General features: G+C 71.0%; 14 protein-coding genes. 7 read left to right on the top strand and 7 right to left on the bottom strand.

Annotation, left to right across the window (positions count from 1 at the left end):
* On the top strand, positions 1 to 957 hold a 957-nt coding region (locus A6Q79_RS02180; RefSeq protein ID WP_317695878.1), incomplete at its 5' end, for a DUF222 domain-containing protein.
* Positions 958 to 1,073: 116 nt separating this feature from the next.
* Here the strand turns inward: A6Q79_RS02180 and A6Q79_RS02175 are convergent.
* From A6Q79_RS02175 to A6Q79_RS02165, 3 genes are all read right to left on the bottom strand, one after another.
* The gene (locus tag A6Q79_RS02175; protein ID WP_289016701.1) at positions 1,074 to 3,260 is read right to left on the bottom strand and encodes a 3-hydroxyacyl-CoA dehydrogenase NAD-binding domain-containing protein; all 2,187 of its coding nucleotides are present in this window, start codon (positions 3,258 to 3,260) and stop codon (positions 1,074 to 1,076) included.
* Between the two features lie 32 nt (positions 3,261 to 3,292).
* Entirely contained in the window at positions 3,293 to 4,507 is a 1,215-nt protein-coding gene (locus A6Q79_RS02170) for an acetyl-CoA C-acetyltransferase (RefSeq protein ID WP_253024514.1), read from the bottom strand.
* 109 nt (positions 4,508 to 4,616) lie between these two features.
* On the bottom strand, positions 4,617 to 5,252 hold the full coding sequence (locus A6Q79_RS02165) for a hypothetical protein (protein WP_289016700.1): 636 nt from the start codon (positions 5,250 to 5,252) through the stop codon (positions 4,617 to 4,619).
* Between the two features lie 39 nt (positions 5,253 to 5,291).
* Between A6Q79_RS02165 and A6Q79_RS02160 the strand changes: the two genes are divergently transcribed.
* Together A6Q79_RS02160 and A6Q79_RS02155 are read left to right on the top strand one after the other, a co-directional pair.
* Positions 5,292 to 6,011 (top strand): MerR family transcriptional regulator, encoded by a 720-nt coding sequence (locus tag A6Q79_RS02160; RefSeq protein ID WP_289016699.1) that lies wholly within the window; start codon positions 5,292 to 5,294, stop codon positions 6,009 to 6,011.
* Between the two features lie 195 nt (positions 6,012 to 6,206).
* Positions 6,207 to 7,172, top strand: coding sequence for a TerC/Alx family metal homeostasis membrane protein (locus tag A6Q79_RS02155; protein ID WP_289016698.1), 966 nt, complete (start codon positions 6,207 to 6,209; stop codon positions 7,170 to 7,172).
* A 50-nt stretch (positions 7,173 to 7,222) separates the two neighbouring features.
* On the opposite strand, the gene A6Q79_RS02150 is transcribed toward A6Q79_RS02155, so the two are convergent.
* The gene (locus A6Q79_RS02150; RefSeq protein ID WP_289016697.1) at positions 7,223 to 8,365 is read right to left on the bottom strand and encodes an acyl-CoA dehydrogenase family protein; all 1,143 of its coding nucleotides are present in this window, start codon (positions 8,363 to 8,365) and stop codon (positions 7,223 to 7,225) included.
* A gap of 13 nt (positions 8,366 to 8,378) precedes the next feature.
* Complete coding sequence (locus A6Q79_RS02145) at positions 8,379 to 9,524, bottom strand: CaiB/BaiF CoA-transferase family protein (protein WP_289016696.1); 1,146 nt, start codon at positions 9,522 to 9,524, stop codon at positions 8,379 to 8,381.
* Between the two features lie 97 nt (positions 9,525 to 9,621).
* Between A6Q79_RS02145 and A6Q79_RS02140 the strand changes: the two genes are divergently transcribed.
* Positions 9,622 to 10,410, top strand: a complete 789-nt coding sequence (locus A6Q79_RS02140) for an alpha/beta fold hydrolase (protein ID WP_289016695.1) — start codon at positions 9,622 to 9,624, stop codon at positions 10,408 to 10,410.
* A 12-nt stretch (positions 10,411 to 10,422) separates the two neighbouring features.
* Here A6Q79_RS02140 and A6Q79_RS02135 read toward each other — a convergent pair whose 3' ends face one another.
* Entirely contained in the window at positions 10,423 to 12,036 is a 1,614-nt protein-coding gene (locus A6Q79_RS02135; protein ID WP_289016694.1) for a GMC oxidoreductase, read from the bottom strand.
* A gap of 69 nt (positions 12,037 to 12,105) precedes the next feature.
* Between A6Q79_RS02135 and A6Q79_RS02130 the strand changes: the two genes are divergently transcribed.
* The gene (locus A6Q79_RS02130; RefSeq protein WP_289016693.1) at positions 12,106 to 12,651 is read left to right on the top strand and encodes a TetR/AcrR family transcriptional regulator; all 546 of its coding nucleotides are present in this window, start codon (positions 12,106 to 12,108) and stop codon (positions 12,649 to 12,651) included.
* Between the two features lie 7 nt (positions 12,652 to 12,658).
* Here the strand turns inward: A6Q79_RS02130 and A6Q79_RS02125 are convergent, their stop codons facing one another.
* Positions 12,659 to 13,429: an AraC family transcriptional regulator gene (locus A6Q79_RS02125; RefSeq protein ID WP_289016692.1), complete on the bottom strand. Its 771-nt coding sequence runs from the start codon at positions 13,427 to 13,429 to the stop codon at positions 12,659 to 12,661.
* Between the two features lie 50 nt (positions 13,430 to 13,479).
* On the opposite strand from A6Q79_RS02125, the gene A6Q79_RS02120 reads away from it, so the two are divergent.
* Both A6Q79_RS02120 and A6Q79_RS02115 read left to right on the top strand, forming a co-directional pair.
* On the top strand, positions 13,480 to 13,896 hold the full coding sequence (locus A6Q79_RS02120; protein WP_289016691.1) for a DUF2000 domain-containing protein: 417 nt from the start codon (positions 13,480 to 13,482) through the stop codon (positions 13,894 to 13,896).
* Positions 13,897 to 13,933: 37 nt separating this feature from the next.
* Positions 13,934 to 14,646: FAD-dependent oxidoreductase (locus A6Q79_RS02115; protein ID WP_317695857.1), on the top strand; the 713-nt coding region annotated here is incomplete at its 3' end.

Genomic DNA, 14,646 nt, shown 5'->3' with positions numbered 1-14,646 from the left:
CGCGAGCGAGCCCCCCAGACCTGGCTCGCCTTCCGACGCGGCGACGTCGACTGGGCTCGCGGGCGCGAGATCGCCTCCACCCTCCTGGTCCTCCGACGACCCGAGTCCCACGACCGGCTCGACGACACCGTCGTCGCCTACGCCAACGCCCACACCGTGGCCGAGCTGCGGGCCTGGCTGAAGCGGTTCGTCGCCCGCGTCGAGGCCGAGGAAGCAGCCCAGCGGGCCGAGGCCGCCCGCCGCCAGCGCGACGTGCAGGTCACCCACGTCGACGACGCCATGGCCTGGGTCAACGCTTTCGTCCCCTCCCACCAGGCCGCCGCCATCGACGCCCGTCTGCGCCGCACCCCACGCCCCGACGGCGACGAACGCACCCGCGGGCAGGTCCGCGCCGACGCGTTCGTCGACCTCCTCCTCGCCGAGGACACCCCCGCCACCGGCCGCGCCCGCACCGACATCGGGATCGTCATCGACGCCGACGTCCTCGTCGGTGCCGAGCCCGGACCGGCCGTGGCCGACGACGGCACCTGGACCGTCCCCGCCGAATGGGTCCTCGATCACCTCGACCCCGACGACACCTTCTTCCATCGCCTCCTCGTCGACCCCGTCACGCGCGACGTCCTCGCCCACGAGTACGTCGGCAGGTTCGCTCCCGACGTCCTCGCCACCGCCATCAGCTTCCGCGACGGCGTCTGCCAGGCTCCCGGCTGCATGAGACCCGCTCGCGACTGCGACCTCGACCACCAGGTTCCACACCCCCGGGGCCCCACACGAGGATCGAACCTCTGGGCGCTGCACCGCCGACACCACGCCATGAAGAGCCACCGCACCCTGCGCTGGATCCTGCCATCCGGCCGCACCATCGACGCCGAACCCGCCACCCATGGCGTGCCCGACGGCAACATCTCCGACGTCGAACGCGCCCTGGCTCGAGGCCTCACCGACGACGAGCACTAACCACACATCAGCGCAGAAGTGTCGATAACGAGCCGTGGCTACCCACACATGCGGGCCCCTGAACGCCGACGCCCCCGCGACCAGCGGGTCGCGGGGGCGTCGGGCGAGCGGTCGGCTCAGATGAACTTCTCGCCGTTCTTCGCCTTCTCCAGCAGCAGGGCCGGGGGCTCGAAGCGGTCGCCGTAGGTGGCGGCCAGCTCCTGGGCGCGACGCGTGAACGCCTCGACGCCGATGGATCCGTCGGCAGCCTCGTAGCCGTTGACGTACTGGATCGCGCCACCCTGCAGGGCCGGGAAGCCGATGCCGAAGATCGAACCGATGTTGGCGTCGGGCACCGTGCGGAGCACGTTCTCCTCGAGGCACTTGATCGTCTCGAGGCTCATGATGAACGTCAGACGCTCCTTGAGGTCCTCGAAGTCGGGCTGCGTGTCCGACGTCGGGAACTGCTCGCGCAGGCCCGACCAGAGGCCGACCCGCTTGCCGTCCTCGTAGTCGTAGAAGCCCGCGCCCTTGAGGCGGCCGGAGCGACCGAGCTCGATCATCGTGTCGATGACGCCCTCGCCCGCGTTGCCCTCCCACGTGCCGCCGGCAGCCTCGACGGCCGCCTTCGACTCGTTGCGGATCTTCGTCATCAGCTCGAGGTTCAGCTCGTCGCTGAGCTGCAGCACCGGAGCCGGGAAGCCCGCGATGGTCGTGGCGCGCTCGATCGAGACCGGGTCGACACCCTCGGCCAGCATGCCGATGCCCTCGTTGACGAACGTGCCGATGACGCGGCTCGTGAAGAAGCCACGGCTGTCGTTGACGACGATCGGCGTCTTGCGGATCTGCTGGACGTAGTCGAGCGCACCGGCGATGGCGGCGTCGTCGGTCTTCTCACCGGCGATGATCTCCACCAGCGGCATCTTGTCGACCGGGGAGAAGAAGTGGATGCCGATGAAGTCCTCGGGACGCTCCACGCCCTCGGCCAGACTCGTGATGGGCAGCGTCGACGTGTTGGAGCCGAGCAGCGCGTCGGGCTTGACGACCTTCTCGATCTCGCCGAAGACGTCGTGCTTGAGCTTGACCGACTCGAAGACGGCCTCGACGACGAGGTCGCAGCCCTCCAGGTCGGCGTAGTCGGCCGTCGGCGTGATCCGCGCGAGGAAGGCGTCGACCTTCTCCTGCGTGGTGCGGCCGCGCTCGAGCTTCTTCGCCAGCAGCTTCTCGCTGTAGGCCTTGCCCTTCTCGGCGGCCTCGAGCGAGACGTCCTTCAGCACGACCTCCATGCCCGCCTGCGCCGAGACGTACGCGATGCCCGCGCCCATCATGCCGGCGCCGATGACGGCGACCTTCTGGAACTTCTTCGGCTCGATGCCGGCCGGACGCGAGCCGCCGGCGTTGATCGACCCGAGGTCGAAGAAGAAGGCCTGCGTCATGTTCTTGAACTGCTGGCCGACGAGGAGCTCCACCAGGTAGCGGGACTCGATGCGGCTGGCGGTCTCGAAGTCGACCTGCGCACCCTCGACCGCGGCGGCGAGGATGTTGCGCGGCGCCTTGTAGGGCGCACCCTTCGTCTGCTTGCGCAGCATGGCCGGGAACGCGGGCAGGTTGGCGGCGAGCTTCGGGTTCGAGGGGGTGCCGCCGGGCATGCGGTAGCCCTGGCGGTCCCACGGCTGCTTGGCCGCGTCGTCGTCGCCCTGCACCGACTCGATCCACGCCTTCGCGGCGTCGAGGAGCTGGTCGGCGGGGACGACCTCGTCGACGAGGCCGATCGACTTCGCCTTGGCCGGCTGCATGCGCGGACCCTGGAGCAGGATGTTCATGAGCGCGTCCTGCAGGCCGAACATGCGGACCGTGCGGGTCACGCCGCCGCCACCGGGCAGCAGGCCGAGAGTCACCTCGGGCAGGCCGATCTCGAGGCGGGCGTCGGCCGCGATGCGGTGGTGCGCGGCGAGCGCGATCTCCAGGCCGCCACCGAGCGCGGCGCCGTTGATCGCCGCGACGACGGGCTTGCCGGCCGTCTCGAGCTTGCGCAGCGTGGCCTTGATGCCCTCGACGTTGTCGAAGAGCTTCTGCGCGTCGGCCGGGGTGGCCTGCGTCATCAGCTTGAGGTCGCCGCCGGCGAAGAACGTCTTCTTCGCCGAGGAGATGATGACGCCCTTGATGCTGTCGGCGTCGGCCGCGATCTCGTCGACCAGGCGGTCGACGGCCTTCGCCATGGACGTCGCGTAGGCGTCGTTCATGGTGTTGGCGTTCTGGTTGGGGTCGTCGAGGACGAGGTTGACGATGCCGCCCTCGACCTCGTAGCGCACTGCTTCGGTCATGGTTCGTGTTCTCCTGGAAGCCTGGTCGGGGGTCAGACGCGCTCGACGATGGTGGCGATGCCCATGCCGCCGCCGATGCACAGCGTGGCCAGGCCGTAGCGCTTCTCGCGGCGGTGCAGCTCGTCGACGAGCGTGCCGAGGATCATCGCGCCGGTGGCACCGAGCGGGTGGCCCATGGCGATCGCGCCGCCGTTGACGTTGGTCTGCTCGTGCGGGTAGTCGTCGAGGTCGCGCATGAGCTTCATGGCGACAGCGGCGAACGCCTCGTTGATCTCGATGAGGTCGATGTCCTCGATGGACAGGCCGGCCTTGTCGAGCGCCTTGCGGGCGGCGGGGCCGGGGCCCGTCAGCATGATGGTCGGCTCGGAGCCGATGACCGCGGTGGAGACGATGCGGGCGCGCGGCGTGAGGCCGTGGCGCTGGCCGGCGTTCTCGTTGCCGATGAGCACGAGCGACGCGCCGTCCACGATGCCCGAGCTGTTGCCCGCGTGGTGGACGTGGTTGATCTTCTCGACCGTCGTGTACTTCTCGAGCGCGACGGCGTCGAAGCCGGCGAAGTCGCCGAGATCCTTGAACGACGGCTTGAGGCCGGCGAGCGACTCGGCGGTGGTGCCCTCGCGCACGAACTCGTCGTGGTCGAGGATCGTCATGCCGTTGACGTCCTTGACGGGGATGACGGAGTTGGCGAAGTAGCCGTTGGCGATCGCCTTGGCCGCCCGCGCCTGGCTCTCGGCGGCGAACTGGTCGACGTCGTCGCGGCTGAAGCCCTCGAGGGTCGCGATGAGGTCGGCGCCGATGCCCTGGGGCACGAAGTCGGTGTCGAGCGCGGTCCGGGGGTCCATCGCCCAGGCGCCACCGTCGGAGGCCATGGGCACCCGGCTCATGGACTCGACGCCGCCGGCGACGATGAGGTCCTCCCAGCCGGACTTCACCCGGGCCGAGGCCTGGTTGACGGACTCCAGTCCGGAGCCGCAGAAGCGGTTGAGCTGCACGCCGGCCACCTGCTCGCCGAACCCGGCGGCGAGGACGGCGGTGCGGGAGATGTCGGCGCCCTGGTCGCCGACGGGGGAGACGACACCGAGGACGACGTCGTCGACCTGGTTCGCGTCGAGGTCGGGGTTGCGGGTCTTGATCTCCTCGAGCAGGCCGTTGAGCAGCGAGATCGGCTTGACCTCGTGCAGCGAGCCGGTCTTCTTGCCGCGTCCGCGCGGGGTGCGGATCGCGTCGTAGATGTAAGCCTCGGTCATGTCAGTGTCCTTCGTGTAGAACCTTCGGTGCCGATTGTGACACCACTGCTGTCAGAGTCGCTAGGTCCGGGTCCGATCGTGACACGGGTCACGTCCCCGCGGGGCGAGCTCACTCCCGCACGGCGTACTCGACCGAGGCCGTCACCTGCCACAGGAGCACGGCGCCGGAGCGCCTCACCGTCGCCTCGACGTCGTCGGGGAACTCCTGGAGCGTGGGCGCGCCGACGTCACCGCCGGTCAGGTCGCCGATCACGGAGACCGGCACGACGTAGGGCTCGGCCGCACTGAGGGGACGCACCTGGAGCAGCACGTCGTCGGCGCACCGGAAGCGCCCTCCGGGCAGGGCACCGGGCTCGTCCTGGGCGTCGGTCCAGTACCGCTGGGCGTCGCCGAGGGAGGACCCCTGCGTGGCCGGCTCGCAGCCGAGCCGGGCGACCTGCTCGGACATCGCCCGCAGGTCGCCGGCGACCTCGTCGCGCGTCGAGACGCCCGTCAGCAGCCACGACTCCCCGAGCGTGCACGCGAAGTCGATCTCGTCGACCTTGTAGTTCTGCTGGCCCGACTGGCACAGGTCGTTGGCGGCCTCGGCGAGCGCGTCGCCGCGCCGCCATGCGGTCGGGCCGAGCTCCTGCACCTGCGATCGCGCGGCGCTGCGCTCGGCGCCGAGCGAGCGCGGATCCGGTGGATCGGGTCGCCCGCACGACGCGAGGAGCACCAGGGCCACGACCAGGACGCTACGGCGCATCCCCGGAGTCTAGGGCCGCGCGGGGCTACGCTCGGCCCCGTGAGCACAGAGACGATGAGCGTGGAGCAGCTGGCCGCACGGGTCGACATGACCGTGCGCACCGTGCGCTTCTACGCCGGTCGCGGCCTCATCCCGCCGCCGCGGCGCGAGGGCCGCAACGGCTACTACGGGGCCGGCCACCTGGCTCGGCTCGAGCTCGTCAAGGAGCTGCAGGCGCACGGCTTCACCCTGGCCGCCATCGAGGGCTACCTCGAGCAGATCCCCGCCGACGCGACGCCCGAGCAGGTGGCGCTGCACCGCACGCTCCTCGCGCCCTGGACGCCGGAGATGCCCGAGACGCTCGACCGCTCGATGCTCGAGAGGCGCGCGGGTCGCAGTCTCAGTGACGACGACCTCGAGGTGCTGGTCGCCATCGGCGTCGTCGAGCCGACGCCGACCGAGGACGTGTTCCGGCTCGCGCCCGCCCACCTGGCCGTCGGCATGGGCTTCCTCGACGCCGGCCTGCCCGTCGACGCGGCACTCGCCGCACGGAGGGTGATCACGGAGCACGGCCGGGCGCTCGCGGTCGAGCTGACCGAGCTGTTCCGCACCCTCGTCTGGCCGCACCTCGTCGCGTCAGGGCAGCCGCCGGAGCTGATCACCGCGATGATCGAGCGGTTCAAGCCGCTCACCGTGCAGGCCCTCGTCACGTCGTACGAGGAGGCGGTCGACGACGAGAAGCGGCGCACCGTCCGGCGCCGGGCCAACGAGCGCGACTGAGGTCACGCCTCGCTCGTCGAGCGCCCCTTTCGTGCCCTCGGTACGCTGAGGCACGAAGGGAAGTATCCCGACGACCTGGTGCGTCAGCACGGTCCGGCCATCCGGACCCGCGCCAGGTGGCCCTCCCGGGTGGAGAAACCTTCGCGACATCCCTGTCATCCCTGACATCGTCACCGCGAAGGAGCGCACTCCCCCATGCCCCTCGGTTCTTCACTCGACTGGACCTTGCTGTTCGTCGCGATCATCGTCCTGCTCGGCGTCGACCTGCTGCTCACCCGCAAGCGCGACGAGATGCCGGTCAAGGTCGCCGCCGTCTGGTCGATCGCCTGGATCGCGATCGCCCTCGCCTTCGGCGGCGTGCTGTACCTCTTCGGCACCTCCGAGCAGGCAGGCACCTACCTGGCCGGCTACCTCGTGGAGAAGTCGCTGTCGCTCGACAACGTCTTCGTCTTCCTGGTGGTGCTCGGCGCGTTCGCCATCCCGACGCCGAAGCGCGTGCGTCTGCTGACGTACGGCATCGTGCTCGCGCTCGTCCTGCGCCTGATCTTCATCCTGGTCGGTGCCGCGGCGCTCGACGCCGCCTCCTGGCTGACCTACCCGTTCGCCGCGCTGCTCGCCTGGACCGGTTGGCGCCTCTGGAAGCACCGCAACGACCACGACGGTGACGAGAAGCTCGTCGAGGGCGTGAAGAACCGCATGACGATCGCCGAGGGCGACCACGGCGACAAGCTGATCGCCAAGGAGAACGGCAAGCGGATGCTGACCACGGCCGGCGCCGCACTGGTGGCCATCGCCGTCGTCGACATCATCTTCGCCGTCGACTCCGTGCCCGCCATCCTCGGCATCACGACCGACACGTTCGTCGTGTTCGCCGCGAACGCCTTCGCCCTGCTGGGCCTGCGCCCGCTGTTCTTCCTGGTGGCGGAGCTGGTGGCCCGCCTGAAGCACCTCAAGGCCGCGCTCGCCGCCCTGCTGGTCTTCATCGCCGCGAAGATGGTCTACGGCGAGGTCCTCGACACCAAGGTCGGCGTGGAGTGGTCGCTCGGCGGCGTGCTGCTGATCCTGGGTGCCGGCGTCGTCGCCTCGCTCCCCGCCTACAAGCGCGAGAAGGCGCAGGAGGAGGACGCCAAGGTCCAGGAGGGCGACGAGCCGCTCGTCTGACCCTCACGACGACGACGGCCCCCACGCAGCTGCGTGGGGGCCGTCGTGCGTCACAGACCCATGCCGCGGCCGATGATCTCCTTCATGATCTCGGTCGTGCCGCCGTAGATCGTCTGGATGCGCGTGTCGAGGTACGCCTTGGAGATCGGGTACTCCGACATGAACCCGTAGCCGCCGTGCAGCTGCAGGCACTTGTCGACGGTCTTCTTCTGCAGCTCGGTCGTCCACCACTTGCCCATGGCGGCGTCGGCGACGGTCAGGTCGCCGCGGTTGTGCTGCGTGATCGACTCATCGACGAACACCTGCGCGATCCGCGCCTCCGTCTCCAGCTCGGCGAGCACGAAGCGACTGTTCTGGAACGAGCCGATCGGCTTGCCGAACGCCTTGCGCTCCTTGACGTAGTCGAGCGTCATGTCGATGGCCGCGCGGCACGCGGCGGCCGCCACGACCGAGATCGACAGCCGCTCCTGCGGCAGCTTCTCCATGAGGTAGATGAAGCCCTGACCCGGCTCGCCGACGAGGTTCTCCTTCGGCACGCGGACGTCCTCGAAGTACAGCTCGGCGGTGTCCTGCGCCTTGAGGCCGATCTTGTCGAGGTTGCGACCGCGCTCGAACCCGGGCGTACCGCGCTCGACGGCGATGAGCGAGAAGCCCATCGCACCGGCCTCGGGGTCGGTCTGGCACACCACGAGCACGAGGTCGGCGTTGATGCCGTTGGTGATGAACGTCTTCGAGCCGTTGATGACGTACTCGTCGCCGTCGAGCACGGCCCGCGTCTTGATGCCCTGCAGGTCCGAGCCGGTGCCCGGCTCCGTCATGGCGATGGCGGTGATCATCTCGCCGCTGCAGAACCTCGGGAACCAGCGCGCCTTCTGCTCGTCGGAGGCGTACGACAGCAGGTAGCCGGACACGAGGTCGGTCTGGATGACGAAGCCGATGCCGCTCGCGCCGATCCGGGTGACCTCCTCGGACAGGATCGCGTTGTAGCGGAAGTCGGTGATCCCCCCTCCGCCGTGCTCCTCCGGCATCATGAACCCGAGCAGGCCGAGCTCGCCGGCCTTCTCCCACACCTCGCGGGGGACGATGCCGTCCTTCTCCCACTGGTCGTGGTGCGGCGCGATCTCCTTCTCGCAGAACGTGCGGACGGTGTCGCGGAACGCCTCGTGGTCGGCGTCGAAGATGGTGCGCTTCATGGTGTGTTCCTTCCTAGGCCTGGACGGCGACGCCGTCGGCGATGAGGGTCTCGACGTCGTCGATGCCCCAGGCGGTCAGTGCCTCACGGGTGTTGGCGCCCGGCCCGACGGGCGGGGTCGTGAGGTGCGGTGCGGTGCGCGAGAAGCGCGGGGCCGGCGCGGGCTGCGTGGTGCCGTGGTGCTCCACGTAGGTGCCGCGGGCGACGTTGTGGGGGTGCTCGTACGCCTCGGTCAGCGGGAGCACGGGGTGCACGCACGCGTCGGAGCCGTCGAAGACGTCGGTCCACTCCGCCTGCGTGCGCGACGCGAACCGTCGCTCCAGCTCGGTCCGCAGGGTGCCCCAGTCCTGCAGGTCGTACTGGCCGGGCAGGTCGCCCCCCACCAGCTCGACGAACGCGGCGAAGAACTGCGGCTCGAGCGGGCCGACCGACATCCAACGACCGTCCGACGTCCGGAAGACGTCGTAGAACGGGGCGGCGCCGCCGAGCAGGTTCGTGCCGCGTCGCCCGTCCCAGATGCCGGCCTGCTGCATCGTCACGGCCATGGTCAGCAGGTGGGCCGTGCCGTCGGTGATGGCCGCGTCGACGACCTGGCCCTCACCCGACGCGCGGGCGTGCAGCAGCGCCGCGAGCACGCCGGCCACCAGGTAGAGCGAGCCGCCGCCGAAGTCGCCCAGCAGGTTCATCGGGAAGGCAGGGGCGTCGTCGGGTCGTCGACCGAGCGGGTCGAGCGCACCGGCGACGGCGATGTAGTTCATGTCGTGCCCGGCCGTCTGGCTCAACGGGCCGTCCTGGCCCCAGCCGGTCATCCGGCCGTAGACGAGGGAGGGGTTGCGGGCGAGGCAGTCGTCCGGACCGATGCCGAGACGCTCGGTGACGCCGGGCCGGAAGCCCTCGAGCAGCACGTCGGCCTGCTCGACGAGCCGCAGCACGGTCTCGACGCCACGCGGGTCCTTCAGGTCGAGGGCGACCGACGGCCGACCGCGGCCGAGCAGGTCCTGCTCGGGGCGCGTGACCTGCAGGCCACCCCCGCCGGGCCGGTGGACGCGCACCACGTCGGCGCCGAGGTCGGCGAGCATCATGGCCGCGAACGGCCCGGGTCCGATGCCGACCATCTCGACGACGCGCACGCCGTTCAGGGGTCCAGGGTTGATCGTCACACCACTAGTGTGACAGTTGTACTGTCACAATGTCGAGCGCGTCCTGTGCTGACCCTCACCCTGTCCGGATACCGCCGGTATGTGGCAGCATCTCCCCGTGCACCCCGATCTCGCGTACACCCGACGGGGCACCCCCGGTGCCCCTCCGCTCGTCCTCCTGCACGGCATCGGCCACCGTCGCCAGGCCTGGGACCCGGTGATCGAGGAGCTCGCCCGCGACTACGACGTCATCGCGCCCGACCTCTCCGGGTTCGGCGAGTCGCCCGCCTTCGCCGGTGGCATCCGGTACTCGATGGACAACGCGTGCGACCACCTGCTGACCCAGTTCGAGCGGTGGGGCGTGACCAAGCCGCACGTCGCGGGCAACTCCCTCGGCGGCGCGATCGCCCTCGAGCTCGGCGCGCGTGGGCTGGTGGCGTCGGCCACCGCGCTCAGCCCCGCCGGCTTCTTCGGGCCGATCAACCGCTTCCAGGCGCTGCTGCCCCTGTTCCTCATGCGCCTCTCGGCGATGGTCACGCCGAAGCGCCTCCTGCAGCGCCTCGCTGCCGACCTGCGCGGTCGCCGTGCCATCGGCTGGATCCTCTACGCCCACCCCGAGCGCCACGACGCCGAGCACACCTACGGCGACTCCCTCGCGCTCAAGCACGCCACCGCCTTCGAGCGGACGGCGAAGGAGGGCGTGATCTACCGCTTCGACAGCCAGGTGCCCGTCCCCGCGACCATCGCCTGGGGCACCCGGGACCGCATCCTGCCCTACGCGCAGGCCAAGGTCGCGCAGCAGCGCCTGCCGTACGCCCGCCACGAGCCGCTGCCCGGCAGCGGGCACGTACCCATGGCCGACGACCCCGAGCGCGTCCTGCGGCTCATCCGCGAGACGGCAGTCTGAGCAGCCCCCGTCTCAGATGATGCTGCCGATGTCGTCGCGGACGATGCGGCTCATCGCCCGCTCGGCGACGGCGGCGATGGTCATCGACGGGTTGCACGCCGCGGCCGAGCCGGGCAGCAGCGCGCCGTCGAGGACGTAGAGGCCCTTCTGACCCTTCACCCGACCCTCGTGGTCGCAGGCGTCACCCATGTTCATGCCGCCCATGGGGTGCCAGGTGGACGGGACGAGGGCGTTCGTGTCGACCAGCAGGGTGTCGAGGCCGGCGATGGCCGCGACCCGCGGGGCGATCGTCCGCGTCTGCAGCTCCCGGTCGCCCTCGTAGCGCCACGACAGGGTCGCATCGTCCGTGAGCGCGTTGTAGACGAAGCGCCCGCGCTCCCGGCTGACGCCGTAGGCGACCATCATCGTGCTGCGCAGGTCGAGGTCGAGCCCCGCGATCCCGATCGGCGGCAGCGACGCCTGGATGACCGTGTTCGCCGTGGCGGGGTCGGACCACGCCTTGCTGCCGAAGATCACCGGTCCGCCCTGCGGCGTCGGGAAGGAGCCGAGCAGGCTGGTCCACACGTAGATGCGGTCGGCGTTCGTGCCGAAGCCGTGGCCGGTGGCGTCCGGCAGGTCCGGGATGCGACCGGTGGCCTTCGCCCGCACCAGCATGCGGCTGGTGCCACCGCTGCCCGCACCCATGACCAGGGTCGGCGTCGTGATGACCTGCTGCTCGAGCGGGGTGCCCCGCTCGTCGGTCCGGGTCAGCTCCACCTGCCAGGCACCGGTCGACGTGCGCGACACCGCGTCCACGCGGTGCAGCAGCCGCACCTCCAGCAGACCCGTCGCCTCGGCGGCCTTGAGGTAGGTGACGTCGAGCGACTGCTTGCCGCCGTTGTTGACCCCGAAGGCGCAGTCGCCGTTGGTGTAGGACGGCTTCATCTCACCCCGCAGCTCACGCAGTGCGAAGCTCCAGTCGACCGGCATCGGGATGCGCTCGACGTCGAAGCCGGCGGCCTCCGCCCGGCGCTTGAACTCCCGCGAGGTCGCGTAGTTCGGGCTGTCGATGATGCCGTCGGGCGCGGTCTGCAGACGCAGCATCCGGGCGACCGTGGCGTAGTGCCCGACCATCTCGTCGTAGTCGAGCGCGGCCGGGAACTCGTGCTCGAACACCGCCCGGGAGGGCTGCAGCGACATGCCCTGGTACGTCAGCGAGCCACCGCCGTAGCCGACCCCGCTCATGATCGACATCGTCGGTCCGAGGAGCGTGTTGAACAGGCCGGCGTAGGGCGCGAGCGAGACGGGGCGACCAAAGAGCCGCGGCGCGGAGCCGTAGAAGAGGGCGCGCTGGTCGATCGTCTTGACCGTCGGGAAGGTGTCGCTGTTCGGTCCGCTGGGCCAGCGGCGGCCCTGCTCCAGCAGCGTGACGGGAACACCGGCCTGCGTGAGGCGCAGCGCGGTGACCGCTCCACCGAAGCCCGAGCCGATGATCACGACGCGCCGCTGCTCACGGGTCAGGCGGACCCTCGCCGACGCCGGGCGTGCGCTGGCCCCGATCGTCGCTGCGACGGCCGCCATCCCTCCCGCGGCGAGGACGGTGCGGCGGGAGGCGACGGACGGCGGGCTCTGGCTCTCAGCAGACATGTAACGAAGGTTTACACCTGTCTCGTTTGAGTGGTCAACCCCCGCCGCGCCGCCATCTAGCATGGTGGGATGACGCCCGGGACAGCGCAGCGCGCCGACGCCGTGCGCAACCGTCGCGCCATCCTCGACGCCGCCGGCCGGCTGCTCCTCGAGCACGGCGACCTGTCGATGACCGACCTCGCCCGCACCGCCGGCGTCACCCGGCCTACCCTCTACCGCCACTTCCCCGACCGGGAGCACGTGCTCGACGCCCTCGCGCGCGACCTCGGCCCGCTGGTCGTGGCCCGCCTGCTCGAGACCTTCGAAGGACTCCCGCTGGCCGATGCGCTCGACCGGCTCGCGGCCGACGTCGTCGACATCGCCCGACAGCACCGCGAGCTGCTCGACGCCGGCCACCGACAGCTGCACGAGCTGGCCCGGCTGATCGTGCCGGGCGAGCCCATCGCACGGCTGCTCGAGGAACGACGCACCTCGGGAGAGCTGCGCCCCCTGCACGACGTGGACTGGCTCGCCCGATGCATCCGGGCCCTGTGCCTCACTGCCATCGACGACACCCGCGACGCGGACGTGGTGCGGGCGGACCTCGCCCGCGCGCTCCGGGCCGTGACGTCGTAGCCCAGGCTCACCGACCCGACGCGAACCGGGCCGGGGTCGTGCCGACCGTACGGCGGAAGTGGCGGGTCAGGTGCGCCTGGTCCCAGAACCCCGCCTCGACGGCCGTCTCGGACACGGAGGTCCCGCGCAGCAGGAGCCGTCGGGCCGTGTCGACCCGCCGACCGACGAGGTAGCGGTGCGGCGCGATGCCGTACGTCTGCGTGAAGGTGCGGGCCAGGTGGGCCGGCGAGCGACCGAGCAGGCGACCCGCCTCCTCGAGGCTCAGGCCGTCGCTGACGTGCGCGTCGAGCAGGTCGCGCAACGCCCTCGCGGCCGGCGCGTCCGAGGCGTCGGCGCCCGCGTCGTGGCGCAGGACGACGTCGCGCAACCCCAGCAGCAGCGACTCGGACTGCCACGCGTCAGCAGGTCCGTCGAGCACGGCGTGCAGCTCCTCCACCAGCCGACGCGCCCGCGGCACGACGGGCTGGTCGACGGCACGACCGGTCATGGTCGGTGGCAGCCAGTCAGCCTCGAGGTAGAGCACCCGCTTGCGGAACCCCAGACCGGCGCGCGCCGACCTGCCGTCGTGGGCGACGTGCGGGGGCAGCAGGCTCACCCGACGCTGGGGCGACGTGCGGGGATGGCGGTCGAGGTCGTAGGTCACGCACCCCTCGTCGACCAGCAGCACCGTCCACGTGTCGTGGGTGTGCGCGGGGTACGCGTGGCCGGTCATCGTCGCGTGGAAGACCTCGCGCACGAGCGGCACGTCGGGCGCCCACGCCCGCACCCTCTCGACCATGCTCGGAACGTACAAGACGGGGGGTCGTCGCAGGGCGCATCGTGTCGGTCATGGAAGAGATCCGCTTCGACACCAAGATCGCCGTCGTCCTGCGCGACGACCTCCTGCCCTGGCAGGAGCTCAACGTGACCGCGTTCCTCGTGAGCGGCATCGCCGCGAACCCCGAGCTGCTCGGCGAGCCGTACGAGGACGCCGACGGCCAGCGCTACCTCCCGCTGCTGCGTCAGCCGGTCGTCGTGCTCAGCGCCGACGCCGCGACCCTCGCGCGCGTGCACGCGAAGGTCGTGACCCGGGGCATGCCGCTGGCCGTCTACACCCACGACATGTTCTCGACCGGTCACGACGCCGCCAACCGCGCGACGGTGGCTGCCGTGCCGACCGCCGAGCTTGACCTCGTCGGCATCGCGGTGCACGGTCCGAAGAACCCCGTCGACAAGGCCCTGAAGGGCACCCGGCTGCACGACTGACGGGCATACGCGCGGGGCGCGCGACGTTGCCGACGACGTGGACGTCCTGCAGAGCGTGGTCATCGGTGCCGGCCAGGCGGGACTCTCGGCGTCGTACCACCTGGCGCGACGGGGCGTCGAGCACGTGGTCCTCGACGCCGACGACGCGCCCGGCGGGGCCTGGCAGCACCGGTGGGACGCGCTCACCATGGCCGACGTGCACGGCGTGGCCGATCTCCCCGACGCCCCGCGCCCCCCGGCCGAGGGGCACGAAAGGGCGAACGTGTTCGTCCCCGCGTACTTCGCGGCCTACGAGCGGGAGCACCACCTGCCAGTCGAGCGCCCGGTGGCGGTCGACCGGGTCGACTCCGACGACGAGCTCCTGGTGGTTCGTGCCGGCGAGCGGACGTGGCGCACCCCGACCCTGGTGAACGCCACGGGCACCTGGCGTCGCCCGTTCGTGCCGCGCTACCCCGGCCAGGAGCTGTTCCGCGGCGAGCAGCTGCACACCGTCGACTACCCCGGGCCCGAGCACTTCCGCGGGAAGCGGGTGCTCGTCGTCGGCGGCGGCGCGTCGGCGGTCCAGTTCCTCGGCGCGCTGCGTCCGATCACGGACACCCTCTGGGCGACCCGACGCGAGCCCGTGTGGCGCACCGAGCCGTTCGACCCGGAGGCCGGCCGCGAGGCGGTGGCCCGGGTCGAGGAGCGGGTGCGGGCGGGGCTGCCGCCGCGCAGCGTGGTCAGCGTGACCGGCCTGATGCTGCGCGAGCA

This window comes from Aeromicrobium sp. REDSEA-S32_B7 (assembly GCF_001626145.1).
Taxonomy (GTDB): domain Bacteria; phylum Actinomycetota; class Actinomycetes; order Propionibacteriales; family Nocardioidaceae; genus Aeromicrobium; species Aeromicrobium erythreum.
Note: the sequence above shows the minus strand (reverse complement) of the source record. Positions and strands in the feature narration are given on the sequence as shown.

Excerpts from the sequence above, each read along its gene's own strand:
- A6Q79_RS02175 (WP_289016701.1), bottom strand. The coding sequence starts at position 3,260 with ATGACCGAAGCAGTGCGCTACGAGGTCGAGGGCGGCATCGTCAACCTC.
- A6Q79_RS02170 (WP_253024514.1), bottom strand. The coding sequence starts at position 4,507 with ATGACCGAGGCTTACATCTACGACGCGATCCGCACCCCGCGCGGACGC.
- A6Q79_RS02165 (WP_289016700.1), bottom strand. The coding sequence starts at position 5,252 with ATGCGCCGTAGCGTCCTGGTCGTGGCCCTGGTGCTCCTCGCGTCGTGC.
- A6Q79_RS02155 (WP_289016698.1), top strand. The coding sequence starts at position 6,207 with ATGCCCCTCGGTTCTTCACTCGACTGGACCTTGCTGTTCGTCGCGATC.
- A6Q79_RS02150 (WP_289016697.1), bottom strand. The coding sequence starts at position 8,365 with ATGAAGCGCACCATCTTCGACGCCGACCACGAGGCGTTCCGCGACACC.
- A6Q79_RS02135 (WP_289016694.1), bottom strand. The coding sequence starts at position 12,036 with ATGTCTGCTGAGAGCCAGAGCCCGCCGTCCGTCGCCTCCCGCCGCACC.
- A6Q79_RS02130 (WP_289016693.1), top strand. The coding sequence starts at position 12,106 with ATGACGCCCGGGACAGCGCAGCGCGCCGACGCCGTGCGCAACCGTCGC.
- A6Q79_RS02125 (WP_289016692.1), bottom strand. The coding sequence starts at position 13,429 with ATGGTCGAGAGGGTGCGGGCGTGGGCGCCCGACGTGCCGCTCGTGCGC.
- A6Q79_RS02120 (WP_289016691.1), top strand. The coding sequence starts at position 13,480 with ATGGAAGAGATCCGCTTCGACACCAAGATCGCCGTCGTCCTGCGCGAC.